The 21,418-nt window shown below is 71.3% G+C and carries 24 protein-coding genes and 3 tRNA genes; 21 read left to right on the top strand and 6 right to left on the bottom strand.

The features are described 5' to 3' along the window. Positions 1 to 83: 83 nt before the first annotated feature. Positions 84 to 497, bottom strand: coding sequence for a DUF302 domain-containing protein (locus Athai_RS26765; protein WP_203964048.1), 414 nt, complete (start codon positions 495 to 497; stop codon positions 84 to 86). 529 nt (positions 498 to 1,026) lie between these two features. Between Athai_RS26765 and Athai_RS26760 the strand changes: the two genes are divergently transcribed. Further along, positions 1,027 to 1,764, top strand: a complete 738-nt coding sequence (locus tag Athai_RS26760; RefSeq protein ID WP_203964047.1) for a hypothetical protein — start codon at positions 1,027 to 1,029, stop codon at positions 1,762 to 1,764. A gap of 187 nt (positions 1,765 to 1,951) precedes the next feature. Continuing rightward, a complete protein-coding gene (locus Athai_RS26755) occupies positions 1,952 to 2,632 on the top strand; it encodes a TetR/AcrR family transcriptional regulator (protein WP_203964046.1) in 681 nt (226 codons plus the stop codon). Between the two features lie 31 nt (positions 2,633 to 2,663). Here the strand turns inward: Athai_RS26755 and Athai_RS26750 are convergent, their stop codons facing one another. Beyond that, the gene (locus tag Athai_RS26750; protein WP_203964045.1) at positions 2,664 to 3,392 is read right to left on the bottom strand and encodes a VOC family protein; all 729 of its coding nucleotides are present in this window, start codon (positions 3,390 to 3,392) and stop codon (positions 2,664 to 2,666) included. 10 nt (positions 3,393 to 3,402) lie between these two features. Beyond that, entirely contained in the window at positions 3,403 to 5,511 is a 2,109-nt protein-coding gene (locus tag Athai_RS26745; RefSeq protein ID WP_203964044.1) for a heavy metal translocating P-type ATPase, read from the bottom strand. Positions 5,512 to 5,610: 99 nt separating this feature from the next. Here Athai_RS26745 and Athai_RS26740 point away from each other — a divergent pair, with 99 nt between their 5' ends. Beyond that, positions 5,611 to 5,973 carry an ArsR/SmtB family transcription factor gene (locus Athai_RS26740; RefSeq protein ID WP_203964043.1) on the top strand — a complete coding sequence of 121 codons (363 nt, stop codon included), beginning with the start codon at positions 5,611 to 5,613 and terminating at the stop codon, positions 5,971 to 5,973. Between the two features lie 9 nt (positions 5,974 to 5,982). After that, positions 5,983 to 6,414 (top strand): YkvA family protein, encoded by a 432-nt coding sequence (locus Athai_RS26735; protein WP_203964042.1) that lies wholly within the window; start codon positions 5,983 to 5,985, stop codon positions 6,412 to 6,414. 22 nt (positions 6,415 to 6,436) lie between these two features. Here Athai_RS26735 and Athai_RS26730 read toward each other — a convergent pair whose 3' ends face one another. After that, complete coding sequence (locus Athai_RS26730; RefSeq protein WP_203964041.1) at positions 6,437 to 7,123, bottom strand: DUF899 domain-containing protein; 687 nt, start codon at positions 7,121 to 7,123, stop codon at positions 6,437 to 6,439. Positions 7,124 to 7,328: 205 nt separating this feature from the next. Further along, on the bottom strand, positions 7,329 to 7,694 hold the full coding sequence (locus tag Athai_RS26725) for a DoxX family protein (protein WP_203964040.1): 366 nt from the start codon (positions 7,692 to 7,694) through the stop codon (positions 7,329 to 7,331). A 107-nt stretch (positions 7,695 to 7,801) separates the two neighbouring features. Here Athai_RS26725 and Athai_RS26720 point away from each other — a divergent pair, with 107 nt between their 5' ends. Beyond that, positions 7,802 to 8,065 carry a winged helix-turn-helix transcriptional regulator gene (locus Athai_RS26720; protein ID WP_338028160.1) on the top strand — a complete coding sequence of 88 codons (264 nt, stop codon included), beginning with the start codon at positions 7,802 to 7,804 and terminating at the stop codon, positions 8,063 to 8,065. A gap of 110 nt (positions 8,066 to 8,175) precedes the next feature. On the opposite strand, the gene Athai_RS26715 is transcribed toward Athai_RS26720, so the two are convergent. Then, complete coding sequence (locus Athai_RS26715; protein ID WP_203964039.1) at positions 8,176 to 8,364, bottom strand: hypothetical protein; 189 nt, start codon at positions 8,362 to 8,364, stop codon at positions 8,176 to 8,178. A 605-nt stretch (positions 8,365 to 8,969) separates the two neighbouring features. Here Athai_RS26715 and Athai_RS26710 point away from each other — a divergent pair. From Athai_RS26710 to Athai_RS26635, 16 genes are all read left to right on the top strand, one after another. After that, on the top strand, positions 8,970 to 11,408 hold the full coding sequence (locus tag Athai_RS26710) for a putative bifunctional diguanylate cyclase/phosphodiesterase (RefSeq protein WP_239157183.1): 2,439 nt from the start codon (positions 8,970 to 8,972) through the stop codon (positions 11,406 to 11,408). 91 nt (positions 11,409 to 11,499) lie between these two features. Next, a tRNA-Thr gene (locus tag Athai_RS26705) sits at positions 11,500 to 11,572 on the top strand. 219 nt (positions 11,573 to 11,791) lie between these two features. Then, positions 11,792 to 11,864 (top strand) — tRNA-Met (locus Athai_RS26700). Positions 11,865 to 11,973: 109 nt separating this feature from the next. Further along, on the top strand, positions 11,974 to 12,141 hold the full coding sequence (rpmG, locus tag Athai_RS26695; RefSeq protein ID WP_030446732.1) for a 50S ribosomal protein L33: 168 nt from the start codon (positions 11,974 to 11,976) through the stop codon (positions 12,139 to 12,141). Between the two features lie 159 nt (positions 12,142 to 12,300). Beyond that, positions 12,301 to 12,756, top strand: coding sequence for a MaoC family dehydratase N-terminal domain-containing protein (locus Athai_RS26690; protein ID WP_203964037.1), 456 nt, complete (start codon positions 12,301 to 12,303; stop codon positions 12,754 to 12,756). Continuing rightward, positions 12,753 to 13,172: a MaoC family dehydratase gene (locus Athai_RS26685; RefSeq protein WP_203964036.1), complete on the top strand. Its 420-nt coding sequence runs from the start codon at positions 12,753 to 12,755 to the stop codon at positions 13,170 to 13,172. The genes Athai_RS26690 and Athai_RS26685 overlap by 4 nt, the downstream gene beginning before the upstream one ends. A gap of 179 nt (positions 13,173 to 13,351) precedes the next feature. After that, a tRNA-Trp gene (locus Athai_RS26680) sits at positions 13,352 to 13,424 on the top strand. 191 nt (positions 13,425 to 13,615) lie between these two features. Next, positions 13,616 to 14,152: a preprotein translocase subunit SecE gene (secE, locus tag Athai_RS26675; protein ID WP_420829803.1), complete on the top strand. Its 537-nt coding sequence runs from the start codon at positions 13,616 to 13,618 to the stop codon at positions 14,150 to 14,152. Between the two features lie 217 nt (positions 14,153 to 14,369). Beyond that, complete coding sequence (gene nusG, locus Athai_RS26670; RefSeq protein ID WP_420829846.1) at positions 14,370 to 15,209, top strand: transcription termination/antitermination protein NusG; 840 nt, start codon at positions 14,370 to 14,372, stop codon at positions 15,207 to 15,209. A gap of 215 nt (positions 15,210 to 15,424) precedes the next feature. Beyond that, a complete protein-coding gene (gene rplK, locus Athai_RS26665; protein ID WP_030446737.1) occupies positions 15,425 to 15,856 on the top strand; it encodes a 50S ribosomal protein L11 in 432 nt (143 codons plus the stop codon). 80 nt (positions 15,857 to 15,936) lie between these two features. Further along, the gene (rplA, locus tag Athai_RS26660) at positions 15,937 to 16,656 is read left to right on the top strand and encodes a 50S ribosomal protein L1 (protein ID WP_203964035.1); all 720 of its coding nucleotides are present in this window, start codon (positions 15,937 to 15,939) and stop codon (positions 16,654 to 16,656) included. Between the two features lie 453 nt (positions 16,657 to 17,109). Continuing rightward, complete coding sequence (rplJ, locus tag Athai_RS26655) at positions 17,110 to 17,661, top strand: 50S ribosomal protein L10 (protein ID WP_203964034.1); 552 nt, start codon at positions 17,110 to 17,112, stop codon at positions 17,659 to 17,661. A gap of 193 nt (positions 17,662 to 17,854) precedes the next feature. Continuing rightward, entirely contained in the window at positions 17,855 to 18,238 is a 384-nt protein-coding gene (gene rplL, locus Athai_RS26650) for a 50S ribosomal protein L7/L12 (RefSeq protein WP_203964033.1), read from the top strand. A gap of 474 nt (positions 18,239 to 18,712) precedes the next feature. Further along, positions 18,713 to 19,762 carry an ABC transporter ATP-binding protein gene (locus tag Athai_RS26645; RefSeq protein ID WP_203964032.1) on the top strand — a complete coding sequence of 350 codons (1,050 nt, stop codon included), beginning with the start codon at positions 18,713 to 18,715 and terminating at the stop codon, positions 19,760 to 19,762. A gap of 33 nt (positions 19,763 to 19,795) precedes the next feature. Continuing rightward, the gene (locus Athai_RS26640; protein WP_203964031.1) at positions 19,796 to 20,569 is read left to right on the top strand and encodes an MlaE family ABC transporter permease; all 774 of its coding nucleotides are present in this window, start codon (positions 19,796 to 19,798) and stop codon (positions 20,567 to 20,569) included. Then, positions 20,569 to 21,411, top strand: coding sequence for an MlaE family ABC transporter permease (locus Athai_RS26635; RefSeq protein WP_203964030.1), 843 nt, complete (start codon positions 20,569 to 20,571; stop codon positions 21,409 to 21,411). Before Athai_RS26640 ends, Athai_RS26635 begins: the two co-directional genes overlap by 1 nt. Positions 21,412 to 21,418 lie beyond the last annotated feature (7 nt).

Genomic DNA, 21,418 nt, shown 5'->3' with positions numbered 1-21,418 from the left:
CGGCCGGGCTTGGTGGCTGCGGGGCCGGCGACACCCCGGCCGGACGACTACCGTCTACCGGGGCCGGGAGGCGTCGCCGGAGTTCACGGCGAACCCGTGTCGGATCCGGCCGACCGGAGCGCGTTCATGGCGGCGGTCAACCGCGTCCGCGCCTCGTCGGCGACCCCGCGCAGGTTCTCCTCGCCCGCGACCTCCACCATGACGTTCGGGTCGAGCGCTTCGACGAGGACCTCGTCACCGTCGGCACGTACCACGACGTTGCAGGGCAACAACAGGCCGATGTGCCGGTCGACGGCCAGGGCGCGATGCGCCAGCGGCGGGTTGCAGGCGCCGAGGATCAGGTAGGGCTCCATCGACTCGCCCAGCTTGTCGCGCAGGGTCGCCTGCACGTCGATCTCGGTGAGTACGCCGAAACCCTGCTCCTTGAGGGCGGTGCGCACCCGCTCCACGGCCGCCGGGAAGGGCCCGGCGACCCGCGTCGCGATTCCGTAGCTCATCGATGGGTCCTCTCCTCCGGCGTCGTTGTGCCGGCCAGGTCCGTCCACGCACCGGCAACGTACGTTCAGCATCTGCCCCGGTGCGTCGGGTGAGTAGGGGATGACGGCACGACACGCCGGGACGAACGACACCGGACGGCGGCCCGGTGCGGGGCCGAGCCGCGGTGCGCGCACGCTGCGGGTCCGGCCGTGCCGGGCGCCGCCGACCGCCTGGTCTGTTCCACCCATCGGCATCGGGTCGTTCGGCACAGGTGGCAGCGCCCGCCGGGGCCCATTCTGGTATCGGCACCCGACGAGGCGGCGTTGCCGGAAGCGAGTCGAGATGCGGCGACCCAGCAATGGGCGCTTGTTCTCGCTGTCGTTGGCGACAGGTCGCCACCCGGCGACGGGCCCGCCGGGTGTCCGTACGCCAGGGCCGGCCGCGGCGACTCGGGCGTGCGGTACCGGGCGGGGGAGACCAGCAGCGCGACCGAGCGTGGCACGGTGCCGGCGGGTGTCACGGCGGGCCGCCGCGGTGGGGATGCGGTGGGTGATGGGTGCACGAAACGCGGCGCAGCGCCCAGCGGCGGTGCAGCGAGCCGGGCCGCCGGCCGGCACGGAGTCGTACCGGCTGCTGTATCGCGTCGGCGGGTTCGCCGCGCTGGCCTCGGCCGCGCTGATCCCGGTTCAGATCGCCGTCTTCCTCGCGGTCCCGCCGCCGCTGTCGGGTACGGCGGTGGCCTGGTTCGGGCTGCTCCGGGCGCATCCGGCGCTGGGGCTGGTCGATCTGGACCTGCTGCTCGTGGTGGACAACGTCCTGCTCGTTCCGCTCCTCCTGGCGCTGTACCTGACGCTGCGCCGTGCGTACCCGGCTGCGATGCTGCTCGCCGCGGCGGCGGGGCTGATGGGAGCGCTGCTGTACGTCGCGTCGAATCCGGCGATCCAGCTGGGCCGGCTCGCGGGGCGGTTCGTGGCCGCCGACAACGCCGCCGATCGCGCCGCGATCCGCGCGGCGGGTGAGGCGGCGCTCGCCACCTGGCAGGGCACCGGGTTCCAGGTGGCGTACCTGCTGGGGTCGCTGGCGGGGATCGTCGTCGGCGTGGTGATGCTGCGTACCCCGGTGTTCAGTCGCCTGACCGGCTGGATGGCGATCGCCGGCAACGTGATCGGCCTCGGCCTGTACCTGCCGGCCGTCGGGGTCTACGTCTCGGTCTTCTCGGTGCTGTTCCTGGAGGTGTGGTACGTCCTGGTCGGGGTACGGCTGGTGCGCCTCGCCGGAACCCGCTGACCGGGCACGTTCCGGGCTTGTCGCGGGGGCGGGGGCCCCACCGGACGCGGGTTCGGCCCGGCCGGGCCGACGGCGTACGGCCCGGCGGCCCGGCCGGGGCCGCGGCGTTCGGCCCGGTGGCTCGGCCGGGCGGTGCCGTCCCGTCAACCGATACGGTGTATCGGGGCATGCGTTGTACCGTGACGCCATGTTGGTGTGGGAGCGGCCGGAGCCGCCGGACCGGCCGGTACCGGCGCCGCTGAGCCGGGAGCGGATCGTCCGGGCGGCTATCCGGTTGGCCGACGCGGACGGGCTGCCGGCGGTGTCGCTGCGCAAGGTCGCCGCCGCGCTGGATGTCGGGCCGATGCGGCTGTACGGCTACCTCGACACCAAGGACGAGCTGCTCGACCTGATGGTCGACGAGATCCATGCGGAGATCCGGCCGGTCGGGGACGGGTGGCGGCAGGTGCTGCACTCCCTCGCCGGCGCCACCCGGCAGGCCGTGCACCGGCACGAGTGGCTGGCCGACCTGATCGGTGGCCGGCCCGCGCTCGGGCCACACGCGCTGGCCAGGGGCGAGGCGGTGGTCGCCGCGATGGGCGGTGTCGACATCGACCTGGTGATGCCGGTGGTCGGCGCCGTGGACGCGTACGTGATCGGCGTGGTGCGGCGCGAGATCGCCGAGCGGCGCGCCGAGCGGTCCAGCGGCCTGGACCAGCGCCAGTGGCAGCGGGCGTTCGGGCCCTACCTGGAGCGCACCTTCGCCACCGGCCGGTTCCCCGCGCTGGCCTCGGTCGTCCGCGACGCCGCCCACCTGGACGCCGAGGAGACGTTCCGGCTGGGGCTCGACTTCGTGCTCGACGGCGTCGAGGCGCGGCTCGCCCGCTGACCCGCCGAGGACCCGAGCGCGACGACGGGTGTCAGGCCGGGCCGAGGATGCAGAACTGGTTGCCTTCCGGGTCGGTGAGGACCCGCCAGCTGACCTCGCCCTGGCCCACGTCGGCGGCTGCGGCGCCGAGCGCCTCGACCCGGGCCACCTCCGCCGCGAACCGGTCGACGGGGTGCGGAACCAGATCGAGGTGGGCCCGGTGCCACCCGCTCGGGAGGTGCGGCGTGCGGACGAACTCCAGGTACGGCCCGATGTCGCCGGCGGCGCGCAGCAGGGCGCGCTCGTCGGACACGTCGTGCCGCGCCCAGCCCGCGGCCTCCGTCCAGAACCGGGCCATGGCCGCCGGATCCGTGCAGTCGACGACGATGGCGGCGATCGGTCCGGTGTTCCGGTAGCCCTCCCGCGGTTCCCGGACGCAGAACTGGTTGCCTTCCGGATCGGCCAGTACGGTCCAGGCGGCGGTGGCGTCGACCGGTGTCGCGCCGAGCCCGGGCAGCCGCGCGACCAGGTCCGCCCGGTGCGCGGTGGAGGTGGTGGCGAGTTCGAGGTGGGCACGGTGCCGCACGTTCTCGGGATCCGGTACGGCGATGAAGTCGATGGAGCTGGTGGCGGGCGCCGGCCAGGCGGCGCCGGCGGGTAGCACGCTGGCCGCCCCCGGTTCCGTGCTGGCGGCTTCCCAACCGAGTGCGGCCGCCCAGAACCGGGCGAGCGCGGATTCGTCCCGGGCCTTGAGGTTCACCTGACCGAGGTGCAGTGCCATGCCGCCGAGCCTATCCGCGGCGTGGTCGGCGTCGGCGGCGCCGCGCGTCGCCGGGCCAGGCGGCGCCGCGGAGCAGCCGCAGGCCGTTGAGGCCGACCAGCACGGTGGAGCCTTCGTGCCCGGCGACGCCGAGCGGCAGCGGCAGCTCGCCGGCGAGGTCCCAGGTGACCAGACCGGCGATGACCGTGGCGGCGATGACCAGGTTGGCCACCACGACCCGCCGGGCCCGCCGGGACAGGGCGATCGCGGCGGGTACCGCGGCCAGCTCGTCCCGGATGATCACGGCGTCGGCGGTCTGCAGCGTCAGGTCGGAGCCGGCGCCGCCCATCGCGAGTCCGGTGTGTGCGGCGGCGAGCGCGGGCGCGTCGTTGATTCCGTCGCCGACGACCGCGATCCGGTGCCCGGCCCGCTCGTACTCGCGCACCGCGGCGACCTTGTCGTCCGGTAGCAGCCCGGCGCGGACCTCCCGGATGCCGACCTGGTCGGCGAGCTGCCGGGCGGCGGGTTCGTTGTCGCCGGTGAGCAGCACCGGCTCCCGGCCGGTGAGCCCGGCGACCGCGCCGACGGCTCGGGGGGCGTCGGCCCGCACCTGGTCGGTGATGCCGAGTACGCCGATCGGCCGGTGGTCGACCAGCACCACGACGGCGGTCCGGCCGGCCGCGCTCAGGTCGGTACCCGCGGTGCGGGCCGCGGCGCGCGCGGCAGCCAGGTCCGTACCGGCGGTGTGGCTGCCGGTGGCCGCGGCTGCCCCGCCGCCGGCGGCGAGGCCCGCGGGGATGTCGGCGACGCCGTCCGGGCGAGCCGCCGCGCCGGTGGTGTCCGGCTCGTCGCCGGCCGGCGGTAGCAGCCGGTCCGGTGCGCCGACCTGGACGAGGTGGCCGGCCAGCCGCGCCGTGATGCCCTGGCCGGGCCGGGCGTCGAAGTCGTCCGCCGCGATCAGTGGCAGGTCGCGCTCGCGGGCGGCCCGGACGATGGCCGCCGCCAGCGGGTGTTCGCTGCGGTGCTCCGCGCTGGCCGCCCAGCGCAGTACCTCGTCGTCGGTGTGCCCGGGCAGCGCGCGGAGGTCGACGAGGTGTGGGACGCCGCGGGTGAGGGTGCCGGTCTTGTCGAACGCGACGAGGCTGGCGGTGCCGAGCCGCTCCATCACCACGGCGGATTTGACGAGTACGCCGTGCCGGCCGGCGTTGGCGATCGCGGCGAGCAGCGGCGGCATCGTCGCCAGCACCACCGCGCAGGGGGAGGCGACGATCATGAACGTCATCGCCCGCAGCAGCGAGTCCTGCAGCGCCGCCCCGAACAGCAGCGGCACCGTGAACAGCAGGACGGTGGCGGCGACCATGCCCACGGAGTACCGCTGCTCGACCTTCTCGATGAACAGTTGGGTGGTCGCCTTGGTCCGGGACGCCTCCTCGACCAGCGCCGCGATGCGCGCCACCACCGACTCGCCCGCCGGCCGCTGCACCCGTACCCGCAGGGCGCCGGTGCCGTTGACGGTGCCGGCGAACACCTCGTCGCCGGCGCTCTTGTCGGCGGGTAGCGGTTCGCCGGTGATGGTGGCCTGGTCGACCTCGCTGGCGCCGTCGAGCACGGTGCCGTCGGCGCCGATCCGGTCGCCGGGGCGGACCAGGATGACCTCGCCGACGGCGAGGTCGGCGACCGGTACCGTCGTTTCCGCGCCGTCCGAGTCGAGCCGGGTGGCGGTGTCGGGGGTCAGGTCGAGCAGGCCGCGCACGCTGTCCTCGGTCCGCGCCGTGGCCAGCGCCTCCAGCGCGCCGGAGGTGGCGAAGATGACGATCAGCAGGGCCCCGTCGAGTACCTGGCCGATCGCCGCGGCGCCGATCGCCGCCGCGACCATCAGCAGGTCCACGTCGAGCGTCCGGTCCTTCAGCGCGCGCAGCCCGGCCAGCGCCGGCTCCCAGCCGCCGGCGAGGTAGCAGGCGAGGTACAGCGGCCAGTACGCCCAGGCCGGCCCGCCGGTGAGGTGCACGGCCAGGCCGGCCAGGAACAGCGCGAGTGCCGCGGCGGCCCACCGCATCTCCGGCAGTGCGAGCAGCCGGGTGCGCCGCCGGCCGACCACCGCGGTACGGGTCGGCGCGGGTGCGGCGGTCAGGGTGTCCATGGTGGTCACTCCCCGGGGCGGGTGCACGGGCAGCTCCGAACGATAGCAGAACACATGAAGACGTCTTCATATGAGACAAGTGCGGGTAGGGTACGGCCCATGGGGCACGGAGTGGACGGCACACCCGGCGCGGCCGAGCGGCTGGACGCCGAGTCCGCGGCCACCGTCGCCGCCACCCTCCAGGCCCTCGCCACCCCCAGCCGGCTGCTGATCCTGACCCGGCTGCGGCAGAGCCCGTGCCCGGTCGGCGAACTCGCCGAAGCCGTCGGGATGGAGCAGTCGGCCGTGTCCCACCAGCTGCGCCTGCTGCGGGCATTGGGCCTGGTCGCCGGCACCCGCTCCGGCCGCCGCATCGTCTACTCGCTGTTCGACAACCACGTCGCGCAGCTGCTCGACGAGGCGATCTACCACATCGAGCACCTGCGGCTGGGTAAGCGCGACCCGATCGTCGAAGCCGGCTGAGGAGCGACGATGCCGTGGTGGCTGGATGCCCTGATCGGACTGGCCGGTGCCCTGCTGTTGGCCTGGCTGGCGCTGGCCGTCGCGCTGCTCGCGGCCAGACCGCGCGGGTCGCTGCTGGCCGAGGCGCTGCGCCTGCTGCCCGACCTGGTACGGCTGCTGCGCCGGCTCGCCGCCGACCGCGCCCTGCCCCGCGGCGTCCGGATCCGGCTCGCGCTGCTGCTGGGCTACCTCGCGTTGCCGATCGACCTGATTCCCGACTTCATCCCCGTCCTCGGCTACGCCGACGACGCCATCGTGGTCACGCTGGTCCTGCGCAGCACCGTGCGGCGGGCCGGCCTGGCCGCGGTGCGTGCGCACTGGCCCGGCACGCCGGACGGCTTCGCCGCGCTCTGCCGGCTCACCGGCCTCCCCGGCGCGCCGCAGCCGAGCGAGGCGGCGTGACGGGGCGGGCGGTCGCGCGCCGCTACGCCGTCGGGCCGTAGCGGCGGGCGATGTCCTCCGAACCGGTCCAGCGGCTGTACGTGGGTTCCTGCGGCCAGCCGTCGGGGGAGTCCTGCCACTCCTCCTGCCGCCCGTACGGGAGCAGGTCGATCAGTGCGAACGTGTGGCTGAGCTGCTCGGTACCGCGGCCGTTGGTGTGCCAGGTGCGGTAGACGGTGTCGCCGTCGCGCAGGAACACGTTCACCGCGAACCCGCCCCCGGGCGGCGCGCCCACGTCGGCCCCGAACGGGCTGTTCGCGGTGGAGTACCAGGTCATCTTGTTGCCGACCCGCTTCTTGTACGCGAGTGCCGCCTCGATCGGGCCCTGCGTGACGATGACGAACCGGGCGTCGTACGGCTCGAGGAACTCCAGCCGGGTGTACTGCGAGGTGAATCCGGTGCATCCCGGGCACTGCCACTCCTGGTCCGGGAACCACATGTGGTTGTAGACGATCAGCTGCGACTTCCCGTCGAACACGTCGGCCAGCCGGACCGGGCCCTCCTCGCCTTCCAGGGTGTACTCCGGCAGCTCGACCATCGGCAGCCGGCGGCGCTGCGCGGCGATCGCGTCGAGTTCCCGGGTCGCCGCCTTCTCGCGAACCCGCAGCGCATCCAGTTCGCGCTGCCAGGTCTCGGCGTCGACGACCGGCGGTCGTGCATTGGTGGCCATGGGCCCCTCCCGCGGTTACGTCGGATGATCCGTACGGGTAGACGGCCGCCGGCCGGCGGACTCATCGGTGGCCGCCGCACCGGATCGGTCGGCGCCGACGGTTCGGTGACCGCCCGCGGGTACTCCGGGGCGCCGGATCGGTCGGCGCCCGCGGCTCGGTGTCCCCCGGTTCGGGACGGGGCCGCCCCGGGGCAGCCGGCCCGGTTCAGAGCCAACTGGTGGCGAGCCAACCGGCGGCCACCGCGGCGAGCAGCAGGCCGATGTTGAGCCCGATGACCCGGGTCTCACCGCGGGAGACGTGCACGACGATGCCGCCGACCTGGATCAGGACCAGCCCGATGGCCGCCGCGATGGCGAGCCCGACCGCGATGCCGGTGAGCGGCGGCAGGACCAGGCCGATCGCGCCGAGGAGCTCCAGCGCGCCGATCAGCCGCACCGCCGGCATCGGCACCCGGTCGACCCAGCCCATCATGGGGCGCAGCTGCTCCTGGCTCTGCAGGAGCTTCCTGCCACCGGCGAAGAGGTAGAGCACCGCCAGCAGCGCGGCGACGATCCAGTAGACGACGTGCATGTGCGGCTCCCTGCCCGATGGTTACCAGCGGTAAGTTGCCACATCATGAGTCAGAATCGGGGACCGTACAAAAGGCACATGGATGTGCGTGACCCTCGGGAGCGGTCGTGTCGCGATACCAACACACCTGCCTGATCCGTGGCGACGGCGGGCAGACGATCCGCGCGGTGCTCGACCGGATCTGCGACAAGTGGGCGATGCTGATCGTCGCGACACTCGACGGGAACCGGCTGCGCTTCGGTGACCTGCACCGGCAGGTACCGGGCATCTCCCAGCGGATGTTGACGCGCACCCTGCGCAACCTGGAACGTGACGGACTCGTCCGCCGCACCGCCTACGCCGAGGTGCCGCCCGGGTCGAGTACGAGCTGACCGCACTGGGGCGCAGCCTGCTCCCGCCGGCGCTCGCCCTCGCCGGCTGGGCGATCGAGCATCTCGCCGAGATCGAGGCCAGCCGGGCCGCCCACCCGGCCCGCTGACACCTACCGGCTGCGCCACCGGCCGAGGATCGCGGCCGAGTCGTACCGCACCCGGTCCGGCTGGTTGAAGCGCAGGAAGTCACGAACCGCCTGGTTGACGGTCTGCTCGCCGAAGTCCTGCCCGGACACCAGATCGGGCGGCACCAGGTAGTGGTAGCCGCGCTCGGCGGCACCGAGCACCGCGTACAACACACAGCAGACACCGCGCCGGCGCCACCTCGAAGAACCCTGTCGTTCGCGCCGCGTCCATGCCAGCAGTCTCCCGAAGAGACCGGCTCGGCGCGACCGTCACTCGGCTTGCGGAGCGAACCCGCCGAGGTGCGCGCGGTGGTGACGCAGTGGTGGAAGGCGGTCTCACTCGGCTGAAACGCGCGAACCGAGTTTTCGGAAGGCATGGGTAGGGCCGCGTCGACCGGTCGTCCGGGCCAATAATCTTTCCGGCAAAACGGTCATTAAGGTGACGATCTGTGCGTGTGCTCGTGTCGAGGCGCGCCCGGACCTCTTCTACTCGCGTGGTGGTTGCGGCTAACATCTCCTTGAGGCTGCGCCAGCAGCCGCATTCCCCCACCTCGTTGACAGGAGACACCGCGATGCGTATGCATGTCGCCTCCGCGCACCGTTCCGACTATGGCTGGAACATCATCGGACGCTGACCTTGTCACGGGTCGTTTGACTCGGGTGGTGCTCGAGTGCGGCCCCGGGAAGGTGAGCGGATGGGCTCACTGACGAGTATCTCGGGCCGTCGGGCGCTGTATTCATGGGCGTTCACGGCGGGCCTTCTGCTCGCTGCACTTGGCATGACTGTGGTCAACCCGCGGGTCCACGGCTTCGACGTGGGCCCGACGGGGTTGTTCGCCGTTCTCGCTGGTGGTTTGCTGCTCAGCCAGGCCGCCAAGCTGCACATCGAGATCGGTCGGCAGAACATCACGGTGTCGCCGATCGAGATCCCGTTCCTTATCGCGCTGTTCGTGCTGCCGCCCGTCGGCGTGCTGGTCGCACGGCTGCTGGCCGGGGTCGTCGTGTACCTCTGGCTCAGCAAGGACAGCACCAAGTACGTCTTCAACGTCGCGCTGTTCGCCGCCTCGACTGCGGCGGCGAACCTGGTCGTCGCCGCGTTCGGGCCGCTGAAAATCGGGCAACCGCGAAGCTGGTTGGTGGCGCTGGGCGCCGTCCTGGTGCTGGAGGTCTTCGCATACCTGTGCGTGGCTGCCGTCGTCGGAGTCATGCAGGGCGCCGTGTCGCCCGGCGATCTGCTGCGTAACGCCTCGTCGCTGCTGTTCGGCGAGGCTGCGGCGGTGATCGGCCTGATCATGCTGCTCGCCATCCAGGTGACCCTGTGGGCGCTGGTTCCGCTCACCGCGCTCGCGCTGATCGTGGCGTACGGGTTCCGGATGTACGCGCGGTTCATCAACGAGCACCAGAAGCTCGACGAGATGTACGAGTTGACCCGGGCGGTGCGGCAGGCCACCTCCGAGGGGGAGCTGGCCGACATCCTGCTCAGCCGGGTGCGCGGGATGCTGCGCGCCGAGTACGCGACGCTGTGGCTGCCGGCCTCCGGCCGGTACCCGGAGGTGCTGCTCACCGCGAAGGAAGGCGTCCGCGGGCTGCTCGATCGGGCGCCGGCACCGGCCGACCTGCGCCGCGAGGCGTTCGCCGAGGGCGGCACCGTGGCGGTCGGCCCGAAGCTCGGCGACGACGCCCGGCGCGGACAGTTGCTGGACAGCCGTACCAAGGACGTCATCATCGTGCCGCTGCGCTCCGGAAGCGCGACGGTGGGCACCGTGGAGTGCGTGAACCGGCTGGGCGACGTGCACCAGTTCGGCCCGGCCGACGTGAACCAGATGGAGGCCATCGCCTCGCAGACCGCCGCCGCGGTGGAGAATGCCCGGCTGGTGGAGCGGCTACGGTTCGACGCGTACCACGATGCGCTGACCGGGCTGCCCAACCGGCACCGGATGATCACCGCGATCGAGGAAGCGGTGAAGGTGCGCGCGCCGGGCGAGGTGGTCAGCGTGCTGGTCTTCGACGTGGACGGGCTGCGCGACGTGAACGACTCGCTCGGCCACGGGGCCGGCGACCAGTTGCTCGCCGAGGTCGGCGAGCGGCTGCGGTCGGCGGCGCCGGCGGGTTCGCTCGTGTCCCGGGTCGGCGGGGACGAGTTCGCGCTGCTGGTCCGGATGCCCGGGATCGAGGACGCCGTCGCGCTGGCCGGCGAGCTGCGGACCGCGCTGCAGGAGCCGATGCCGTTCGGCAACGCCCGGCTGGACGTGGACACCGCGGTCGGCCTGTCGATCCATCCCGACCACGGCAGCGAACCGGAGGTGCTGCTGCAGCGCGCGGATCTCGCCAACCTGGCCGCCAAGGGCACCCAGGCCGCCGTCCAGGTGTTCAACCTCGGGCTGGAGTCGAGCAGCGTCCGGCGGCTCGGGCTGGCCGGTGACCTGCGCCGCGCGATCGACGCGGCCGAGCTGGAGGTGCACTTCCAGCCCAAGATCGCGATCGGTCGGCGGGAGCTGATCGGGGTGGAGTGCCTGGCCCGGTGGAAGCACGCGACGCACGGCTGGGTCGCACCGAGCGACTTCGTCGCGGTCGCCGAGCACACCGGCCAGCTGGGCCGGCTGACCGACCTGGTGCTGCGCGAGGGGCTGCGGCGTTGCCGGGAGTGGAGCGAGGCGGGTCACCCGCTCAGCGTCGCGGTCAACCTCTCCCCGCGGACGCTGGTCGACCCGGTGTTCCCCAGCTACCTGCAGGAGCTGCTCCGGGAGTACGAGGTGGCGCCGGCGCTGCTGACGCTGGAGATCACCGAGGACCGGATGTTCGCCGAGACCGACCGGCCGCTGCCGACGCTGCGTCGGCTCCGGGACACCGGTGTCCGGCTGTCCGTGGACGACTTCGGCACCGGCTACTCGTCCCTGTCGTACCTGCGCCGGCTGCCGGTTCAGGAGGTCAAGATCGACCGGTCGTTCGTGCAGGGCATGGCCACCGACGACGGCGACTACGCGATCGTGCGCGCGGTCGTCGACCTGTCTCGCCACTTCGGCCTGGAAGTCGTCGCCGAGGGGGTGGAGAGCGAGCTGGCGCTCAGCCAGTTGGAGGAGATCGGCTGCGACATCGGCCAGGGCTTCTACTTCTCCCGGCCGTTGTCGTACGAGCGGCTGGTGGCCTGGCTCGCGGCCCGCACCGAGTTGGCGGAGCCGGCCGGTGACAGCAGCCGGCGGCTGCGCGTCGTCACCTGATCCGGCGCCTCGCGGGGGTGGGGGATCCGATTTTGGGGCGGCAAACCCACCGTGTACCCTTACCCAGGCAGCTCCCCGCGAGGGGATGCACGCCCCTTTAGCTCAGTCGGCAGAGCGTCTCCATGGTAAGGAGAAGGTCTACGGTTCGATTCCGTAAAGGGGCTCGACATCGGGGTGTCCTGCGCCCGCCGCGAACGCGGGCCGGGATGTCTCGCTGATGCCAGCCCGGGGGGCGACCCCCGGACCCCCGAATGTCCAGGGCTTCGCCCCCGAACCCGCGGCCGGCCGCGTTGTCGGTGAGCCAGGTTCGCGGCGGGCACCTGGTCAAGCGGGCTCAAGGTTCGGCCTGACGCGGGTGTGGGTTTGCCTGGGGTCGGGTTTGCGGCGGTGTAGCTCAGTTGGCAGAGCAAGCGGCTCATAATCGCTGTGTCGCCGGTTCGAGTCCGGCCACCGCTACGGGACGTCGCCGATCTGGCGATGTATCTTTGTCCGGGCGCTTCCCTGAGCGCCTGACGACGGCCGTTCGTGGTCGTCGAGACAGCACCGACGAGAAAGGCACTCCGCCGTGGCCAAGGCGACCGATGTACGTCCGAAGATCACGATGGCGTGCGTGGAGTGCAAGGAGCGCAACTACATCACGCGCAAGAACCGTCGCAACGACCCGGACCGCATGGAGCTGAAGAAGTTCTGCCCGCGTTGCGGCAAGCACACCGCGCACCGCGAGACCCGCTGACCCGAAGCCGTGCAGCCTCGGTGGCTGCCGGCCGGCAGGTTCGCGCAACAGCACGTCACGACCGGCGCCCTCGGGCCGCCGGTCGTTTCGTGTCCGCCGCCACATCGATCAGCTGTCTCGGCCGGGTCGCCGGGACACCGCACCGGACGGGGAGCACCGATGCCGCTCGACAGCTCGTTCGTGGGCCGCAGTTACCCGCCCACCCCGGCGTACGAGGTGGGCCGGGAGAAGATCCGCGAGTTCGCCGTGGCGCTCGGTGACGACAACCCGGCGTACCGCGATCAGGCGGCCGCGCGCGCCCTCGGCCACCCGGACGTGATCGCGCCGCCGACGTTCGCCATCGCGTTCACCTGGCCAGCCAGCCAGCAACTGGTCCACGACCCGGAGTTGGGGCTCGACTTCGGCCGCGCCGTGCACGGAGACCAGAAATTCGCCTACCACCGGCCCATCCACGCCGGTGACCGCTTGCGCAGCACGGTGATCGTGGAGAACATCCGTGCGGTGGCCGGCAATGACATCATCACCACTCGGATCGAAGTGACCGACGAGGCCGGCGAGCCGGTCGTGACTACCTGGTCCACGCTCGTGGTCCGGGCTGCGGAGGTGTCGGGATGATCGCGTTCGACGAGGCTCCGGTCGGTACCGAGTTGCCGACCCGTACGTTCCGGGTGACTCGTACCGATCTGGTGCGGTACGCGGGCGCGTCCGGGGACTTCAACGTGATCCACTGGAACGAGCGCCGGGCCACCGCGGTCGGCTTGCCGGACGTGATCGCGCACGGCATGTACACCATGGGGCTGGCCGGCCGGGCGGTCACCGACTGGCTGGGCGACCCCGGCGCACTGGTCGACTTCGGGGTGCGGTTCAGCCGCCCGGTGGTGGTGCCGGACACCGACGACGGTACCGAGGTGCAGGTGTCCGGTGTGGTCAAGCGCGCCCTGGACGAGCGGCAGGTGGTCATCGAGCTGACCGTCTCGAGCGCCGGCGTCAAGGTGCTCGGGCAGGCGCGGGCGACCGCCCGGCTGGCCTGACCACGGCGGTAGGAACGAGGCGAGAACACCGCCACGACGCCCCGGTGGGGTGCCGGTTGGGAGATTGGGGTGGCAACCCGTACACTGGTCCGCCGGGGGTGCCGGTGCTTTGCGGTGCGTGTCGCCGATCGTGCCAACACCCTCGCTCCGTGACGTGCCGCGACAGCGTCGGGTCACGAAGGGGCGTGGCGCAATTGGCAGCGCAGCGGTCTCCAAAACCGCAGGTTGCAGGTTCGAATCCTGTCGCCCCTGCGCCGAGTACGTCCCGGCCGTTTCCGGTCGGGCGGGCAGGCGTGGCAGCACGTTGGTTCGCCGTCGCGCTGTCCCGACAATCCGGCGCGGATCCCATCACGGGGTTGGCTCGGGAGCACGAAATAGGCCAGGATCGAATGGCCCAGGACGTGGCTGGGATCGTGTTGGCATAGGGACCTGAGAGGGCTGAAGTGGCCGAGAGGAAGCGACGCGGGGGCGACGCCGACGGCGGATCCGCCGACGACGAGGTCCGCGACAGCCTCGATGAGGCCGCCGCCGAGGAGACCCTCGAGGACGACATCGCGGACGAGTCGGACTCCGACGACGAGGGTTCCGCGAGCGACGAGGGCACGACGGGCTCCGGCGCCAAGCGATCCACCCGGGCGAAGAACGCGGGCGGCAAGCGGGACGACAAGAGTTCCGGCGCCACCGCGGTGCGCAGCAAGAGTTCCAAGGCTGCCGGCAAGCCCGGTGACAAGAAGAACGACAAGTCGAAGAAGGACAAGACCGACGGACGGCCGCGTGGTCTGGGGCGGCTCACCCGGTTCGTTCGTGAGGTCGTCGCCGAGCTACGTAAGGTGATCTGGCCAACCCGCAAGGAACTGGTCACCTACGCGGTCGTGGTGATCATCTTCGTGGCGGTGATCCTGACGATCGTGGGGCTGCTCGACCTTGGGTTCTCCAAGGCGGCGCTGTGGGTCTTCGGCGGCGGTAAGAATAACCAGTAGACGAAGCCCGCGGAGCCTGAGCACCGCGTTCGCATCTCGGGTTGGCCGGCAACGCGGGCCGGCCCGTGATCCACATTGGAAGTGAGCAAGCGTGTCTGAGTTCGACGAGACCGGCCGGCCGACCGACGAGCAGGAGTCCTCGCCGGCGGCTGAGGCTGCCGCCACGACCGGTGGCGCGGCCGGGGACGGCGCCGCCGAGCAGGCCGGTACCGGCGCCGTGGCCACCGCCGTCGAGCCGACGGGCGAGCCGACCGCGGCCGACGCGGCCAGCGCCCAGCCGGCCGACGCCGAGCAGGCCGACGCCGAGCAGGCCGGCGCCGAGCAGCCGGCGGACACCGAACCGGCCGACGCCGAGCGGGCCGACGCCGAGCAGGCCGGTGCGGCGGCAGCGGACACCGAGCCGCAGGTCGACGCCGAGCTGGCCGACTCCGCCGACGAAGAGGCCGCCGAGGTCGATCCGGTGACCGAGCTGCGCCAGGCGCTGCGGCACGCACCCGGCTACTGGTACGTCGTGCACTCCTACGCCGGGTACGAGAACAAGGTCAAGACCAACCTGGAGAGCCGGATCCAGAGCCTGGACATGGAGGAGTACATCTTCCAGGTCGAGGTGCCGACCCGGGAAGAGGTCGAGGTCAAGAACGGCAAGCGGCAGAACGTCCAGAGCAAGGTCTTCCCCGGCTACATCCTGGTTCGGATGGACCTGATCCCGGAGTCGTACTCCTGCGTCCGGAACACGCCGGGTGTCACCGGCTTCGTCGGCGCCACCGACCGTGCGGACAACCCGTCGCCGCTCACCCTCGACGAGGTGATCAAGTGGCTGGCGCCGGGGGTCAAGGAGGAGAAGGCCGAGGCCGCGGCGGGTGCCGGCGCCAAGCCCGAGATCAAGGTCGACTTCGAGGTCGGCGACTCGGTCACGGTCATCGACGGCGCGTTCGCCTCGCTGCCGGCCAGCATCTCGGAGATCAACGCCGACCAGCAGAAGCTCAAGGTGCTGGTGTCGATCTTCGGCCGGGAGACCCCGGTGGAGCTCAACTTCAACCAGGTCTCGAAGATCTAGCGGTGGTGTGGAATCGGGCGGTGCGGCTGCGGCCCACCGGTCCCGGGCCGCGCGGCCTCGTGACACAACCGAAAACGTCCGGCGCCCGGGGCAGGCCCGGGTGCCGGTGTGTGGAAAACAAACCAGCGCCGCCGAGGACACGTCCGTGGCCGAGGCGGCCCAGTCCCGGGCCGGCCGGCAGCCGGTGCGGGGCGCGTAGGAGAAAGCCCAGGGTCATGCCTCCCAAGAAGAAGCTCGTCACCACGTTCAAGCTCGAACTGCCCGGTGGCCAGGCGACGCCGGCTCCGCCGGTCGGTCCGGCGCTCGGTCAGCACGGCGTGAACATCATGGAGTTCTGCAAGGCGTACAACGCGCAGACCGAGTCGCAGCGGGGCGAGATCGTCCCGGCCGAGATCAGCGTGTACGAGGACCGTTCGTTCACGTTCGTGCTGAAGACCCCGCCGGCGGCCAAGCTGCTGCTGAAGGCGGCCGGGGTGGCCAAGGGCTCCGGTGAGCCGCACAAGGACAAGGTCGGTACGGTCAGCCAGGCCCAGGTCCGTGAGATCGCGGAGCGCAAGATGGCCGACCTGAACGCGAACGACCTCGACCAGGCGTCGAAGATCATCGCCGGCACCGCCCGTTCGATGGGCATCACGGTCCAGGACTGAGAGCCCACCCCAGCACGACCGTGGGAGGGGCAGGCGCTGCCCCGCACCACGCACCACACCACTCGTGGAGGAAACGCACCATGGCGCAGCACGGCAAGCAGTACCGCAAGGCATCCGACACGGTCGACGGCGACAACCTGTACAGCCCGCTCGACGCGATGCAGCTTGCGAAGGACACGTCGAAGACCAAGTTCGACGCCACCGTCGAGGTCGCGATGCGACTCGGCGTCGACCCGCGTAAGGCCGACCAGATGGTGCGCGGCACCGTCAACCTGCCGCACGGTACCGGCAAGACCGCCCGTGTGATCGTCTTCGCCACCGGCGACAAGGCCACCGAGGCCATCGCCGCCGGCGCCGACGAGGTCGGCTCGGACGAGCTGATCGCCCGCATCCAGGGCGGCTGGCTCGACTTCGACGCGGCGATCGCGACGCCCGACCAGATGGCCAAGGTCGGCCGGATCGCGCGGATCCTGGGCCCGCGCGGTCTGATGCCGAACCCGAAGACCGGCACCGTCACCATGGACGTGACGAAGGCGGTGGCGGACATCAAGGGCGGCAAGATCGCTTTCCGGGTCGACAAGCACTCGAACCTGCACCTGATCATCGGCAAGGCCAGCTTCGACCAGCGTCAGCTGGTGGAGAACTACGCGGCCGCGCTGGACGAGGTGTTGCGGGCGAAGCCGGCGTCGGCCAAGGGCAAGTACCTCAAGAAGATCACCGTCTCCACCACGATGGGGCCGGGCATCCCGGTGGACACCAACCGGACCCGTAACCTCACCGAGGACGAGGTGGACGCCTGATCCGGGCGGTACTCGTGGGCGGGGCGTGCCGAGCGATCGGCGCGCCCCGCCGGCGTATCCGGCCGGTGGCCGCGCGGGCCGTCCGGCGCTGCTCGTTGTGGTGTGGCGTCGCCTACTCCGGTTGGCCGGCGCTGCCCGGGATCGAGTAGGCTGAACAGGCTTTACCGAAGACCGCTGGTCACCGCGCCGAGAGCGCGGTCGAAGGCTCCGCTCACCGCGGACGGCCCGCGCAGGGAAGACGGTCGCGATCCACACCGCAGGTCATCCAGGCTCCCGGATGACGACGGTGCCGGTGATCCGATCCGGTGGGCGGCACGCGCCACGTGGCGCCGCCCGGAGCCGGAGTCACGGACACCGAGTCGGTTCCTCGCCCCGTGCGCCCTGCGCCGGGGCGTTTCTCGTGTCTGCCGGGCCTTCGACGAGACCGGCCCGAGCATGCATGAGAGGAGGGACATGGCGGACACACATGGCCGGACCAAGCCAGTACGCGAGGACAAGGCCGCTGCGGTCACCGAGATCGTGGACCGGTTCCGCGCCGCCTCGGCGACCGTGATCACCGAGTACCGCGGGCTGAGCGTTTCGCAGATCACCGACCTGCGGCGCGCCCTGGGTGAGGACGCGCACTACCGCGTCGCGAAGAACACGCTGGTGAAGATCGCGGCGAACGAGGCCGGCGTCGAGGGCCTCGACGCGCTGTTCGTCGGCCCGACGGCGGTCACGTTCGTCAACGGCGACGTGGTCGACGCGGCCAAGGGGCTGCGCAACTTCGCGAAGGACAACCCCGCGCTGGTCATCAAGGGCGGCGTCTTCGAGGGCAAGGCCCTCACCGCGGACGACGTCAACAAGCTGGCCGACCTGGAGTCCCGCGAGGTGCTCCTCGCCAAGCTGGCTGGTGCCATGAAGGGCAGCATGTCCAAGGCCGCGAGCCTGTTCCAGGCCCCGCTGTCGAAGACGGCGCGGCTCGCTCAGGCCCTTGCCGACAAGCAGTCCGACGAAGCTGCCTGACCTCGGAACGCATCGCGCTGCGTGATGCGGTTCCGCAGGAACGGCGGCGTCGCCGCCTGACGGTCGCACCGGCCGTCGCCATGTTCGAAGAACTCGCCGCGATCCGGTTGCGGCAGTGGGAATCCGCCGCGAGTGGTTCGCGACGACAGACATACCGCGACACGGTCGTGGAGTAGGAAAGGAATCCGCCATCATGGCGAAGCTCAGCACCGAAGAGCTGCTCGACGCGTTCAAGGAGATGACGCTGATCGAGCTGTCCGAGTTCGTGAAGCAGTTCGAGGAGACCTTCGAGGTCACCGCGGCTGCTCCGGTCGCCGTCGCGGCCGTGGGCGGCGGCGCCGCTCCGGTCGAGGCCGCCGTCGAGCAGGACGAGTTCGACGTCATCCTCGACTCGGCCGGCGACAAGAAGATCCAGGTCATCAAGGAGGTGCGCGCGCTGACCAGCCTGGGCCTGAAGGAGGCCAAGGACGTGGTCGAGGGCGCGCCGAAGGCGATCCTGGAGAAGGTCACCAAGGAGGCCGCGGAGAAGGCCAAGGAGCAGCTCGAGGCTGCCGGCGGCAAGGTGACCCTGAAGTAAGGGTCCGCACCGCGGTTCCGCTGCGGCCAGCCGGCCGCGAGCACGAAGGCGGCCGTCCCCACCGGGGGCGGCCGCCTTTTGCTGTCCGGACGGAGCGGGCCGGACGGAGTCGGCCGGGCGAGTGGGTCGGGCGCCGGGAAAGCGCCGGGCGAGTGGGCCGGGCGCCGGGGAGTGCCGGGGGAATGGGTGACGGTGGCCCAGGTCACGTAACGTTGTAGGGCAAGCCGGGCACCGCGGTCACGCTCGATCTGTCCGGAAGCTACGGAGAGCTACGAAAGATCGCGACTGGTGCGCTACGTCGAGAGAATCATGACGTACGGCTCGACTTAGACGTTACTCGGAAGTTAACTTGTTCGCGTCACTACCGGCTCCGCGGCCTCTCCGGTACCGGCGGATCGCCGAGACCGGGCCATATCGAGGCTGCGCCGGCCGTGCCACGGCCGCAGCGGTGACCACGTCGGGAAGGAAGTACGCGTGGGCGTCGAGGTGCAGATCGACGGGCTGACGAAGTCCTTCGGTCGGCAGAACATCTGGGCGGACGTCAGCTTCACGCTGCCCGAGGGCGAGATCTCCGTGCTGCTCGGCCCCTCCGGTACCGGCAAGTCGGTGTTCCTGAAGACGCTGGTCGGGCTGCTGCGGCCGGACCGCGGGCACATCTGGATCGAGGGCCGGGACCTGCCCGAACTGTCCGAGCGCGACCTGTACGAGGTGCGCAAGCTGTTCGGGGTGCTGTTCCAGGACGGCGCGCTGTTCGGCTCGATGAACCTGTACGACAACGTGGCGTTCCCGCTGCGCGAGCACACCCGCAAGTCGGAGTCGGCGGTCCGCGACATCGTGATGGAGAAGCTCGACCTGGTCGGGCTGGCCGGTGACGAGGGGAAGCTGCCGGGCGAGATCTCCGGCGGGATGCGCAAGCGGGCCGGGCTGGCCCGGGCGCTGGTGCTGGAGCCGGAGATCATCCTGTTCGACGAGCCCGACTCGGGCCTCGATCCGGTGCGCACCACGCTGCTCAACCACCTGATCGTCGATCTCAACCAGCAGACCGGCGCGACGTTCCTGATCGTCACGCACGACATCAACACGGCGCGCACGGTGCCGGACAACATCGGCCTGATCTACCGGCGGCACCTGGCCATGTTCGGGCCCCGGGAGATGCTGCTGTCCAGCGAGGAACCGGTGGTCCGGCAGTTCCTGAACGCGCAGCGGCACGGCCCGATCGGGATGGCCGAGGAGAAGGACGCGAGCGAGCTGGAGGCGGAGGCCGCGGCCGGCATCGAACTGCCGATGCTGCCGCCGATCCCGCTGCAGATGCAGCCGACCGACGGGCTGCCTCGCCCCGCGGAGCGCGCCCCGGGCGAGTGGTGCCGGGCGAACGGGGTGACCCCACCGGCCGGCTCGTTCGTGCCGGCGCCGGGCCAGCCGGTGGTGCCGGGGCAGCCGACGGTGAGCGACTGGGCGGGGCCCCGCCCCGCCGACCCGCACGCCGACACCGTCGCCATCGAGCGGAGGGACGGCGGTGTCTGAGCGGCGTGCCCGAATCGGGGCCGGGGGTGAACGGTGAGCAATCCGGTCGCCGGTGCCCTGCGGCAGTCCGGCTCGTTCTTCGCGTACTGCCTGGACTGCCTCCTCGCGATCCCGCGCCGGCCGTTCCAGCTGCGCGAGATGATCCAGCAGGCGTGGTTCGTCTCCAGCGTGTCGATCCTGCCGACGGCGCTGGTGGCGATCCCGTTCGGGGCGGTGATCTCGCTCCAGCTCGGCACCCTGACGAGCCAGCTCGGCGCCCAGTCGTTCACCGGGGCGGCGAGCGTGCTCGCGGTGGTGCGGGAGGCGGGGCCGATCGTGACGGCGCTGCTGATCGCCGGCGCGGGCGGTTCGGCGATCTGCGCCGATCTCGGCGCCCGGAAGATCCGGGAAGAGCTGGACGCGATGGAGGTGCTGGGCATCGACCCGGTGCAGCGGCTGGTGGTGCCCCGGATCATCGCCTGCATGATCGTCGCGCTGCTGCTCAACGGGCTGGTCAGCGTCGTGGGCGTGGCCGGCGGGTACTTCTTCAACGTGGTGCTGCAGGGCGGTACGCCGGGCGCCTACCTGGCGAGCTTCCAGGCGCTGGGGCAGATCCAGGACCTGATCGCCGGTGAGTTCAAGGCGGTGGTGTTCGGCGCGATGGCGGCGCTGATCGCCTGCTACAAGGGGATGACCGCGAAGGGTGGGCCGAAGGGTGTCGGCGACGCGGTCAACCAGAGCGTGGTCATCAGCTTCATGTTGCTGTTCGCGGTGAACTTCGTAATGACCTCGATCTACTTCCAGATCGTCCCGCAGAAGGGCACCTGATGGCGCTGCTGGGAGGGGGCCGTACGGCCGGCATCGTGCGCAAGCCGCTGGGGTTCCTGGACGACCTCGGTGGCCAGATGTCGTTCTACCTGCGCGCGTTCGCCTGGGCCCCGCGCACCGTCCGGCGGTACAAGCGGGAGGTGCTGCGGCTGCTCGCCGAGGTCTCGTTCGGGTCCGGCGCGCTGGCGGTGATCGGCGGCACCGTCGGGGTGATCGTCGCGATGACGTTCTTCACCGGGACGGAGGTCGGCCTGCAGGGGTACGAGGCGCTCAACCAGATCGGCTCGTCCGCGTTCACCGGCTTCATCTCCGCGTACTTCAACACCCGGGAGATCTCGCCGCTGGTGGCCGGGATCGCCCTGTCGGCGACGGTGGGCTGCGGGTTCACCGCGCAGCTGGGCGCGATGCGGATCAACGAGGAGGTGGACGCGCTGGAGGTGATGGGACTGCCGTCGCTGCCGTTCCTCGTGACCACCCGGATGATCGCCGGCCTGATCGCGGTGATCCCGCTGTACGTGATCGGCCTGCTGGCGAGCTACCTGGCGACCCGCGAGATGGTCACGCTCTACTTCGGGCAGTCGTCCGGCACCTACGACTACTACTTCCACCTGTTCCTACCGCCCGAGGATGTGCTGTGGTCGTTCGGCAAGGTGCTGGTGTTCAGCGTGATCGTGGTGCTGATCCACTGCTACCACGGGTACCACGCGTCCGGCGGCCCGGCCGGCGTCGGGATGGCGGTGGGCCGCGCGGTGCGTACCGCGCTGGTGGCGATCAACGTGGTCGACTTCTTCCTCAGCCTGGCGATCTGGGGCGCCACCACCACCGTACGGATCTCCGGGTGAGTGGCGG

The organism is Actinocatenispora thailandica (assembly GCF_016865425.1).
In the GTDB taxonomy this organism is placed as follows: domain Bacteria; phylum Actinomycetota; class Actinomycetes; order Mycobacteriales; family Micromonosporaceae; genus Actinocatenispora; species Actinocatenispora thailandica.
The sequence above is the reverse complement of the archived record's forward strand: the minus strand, read 5'-3'. Positions and strand labels throughout refer to the sequence as shown.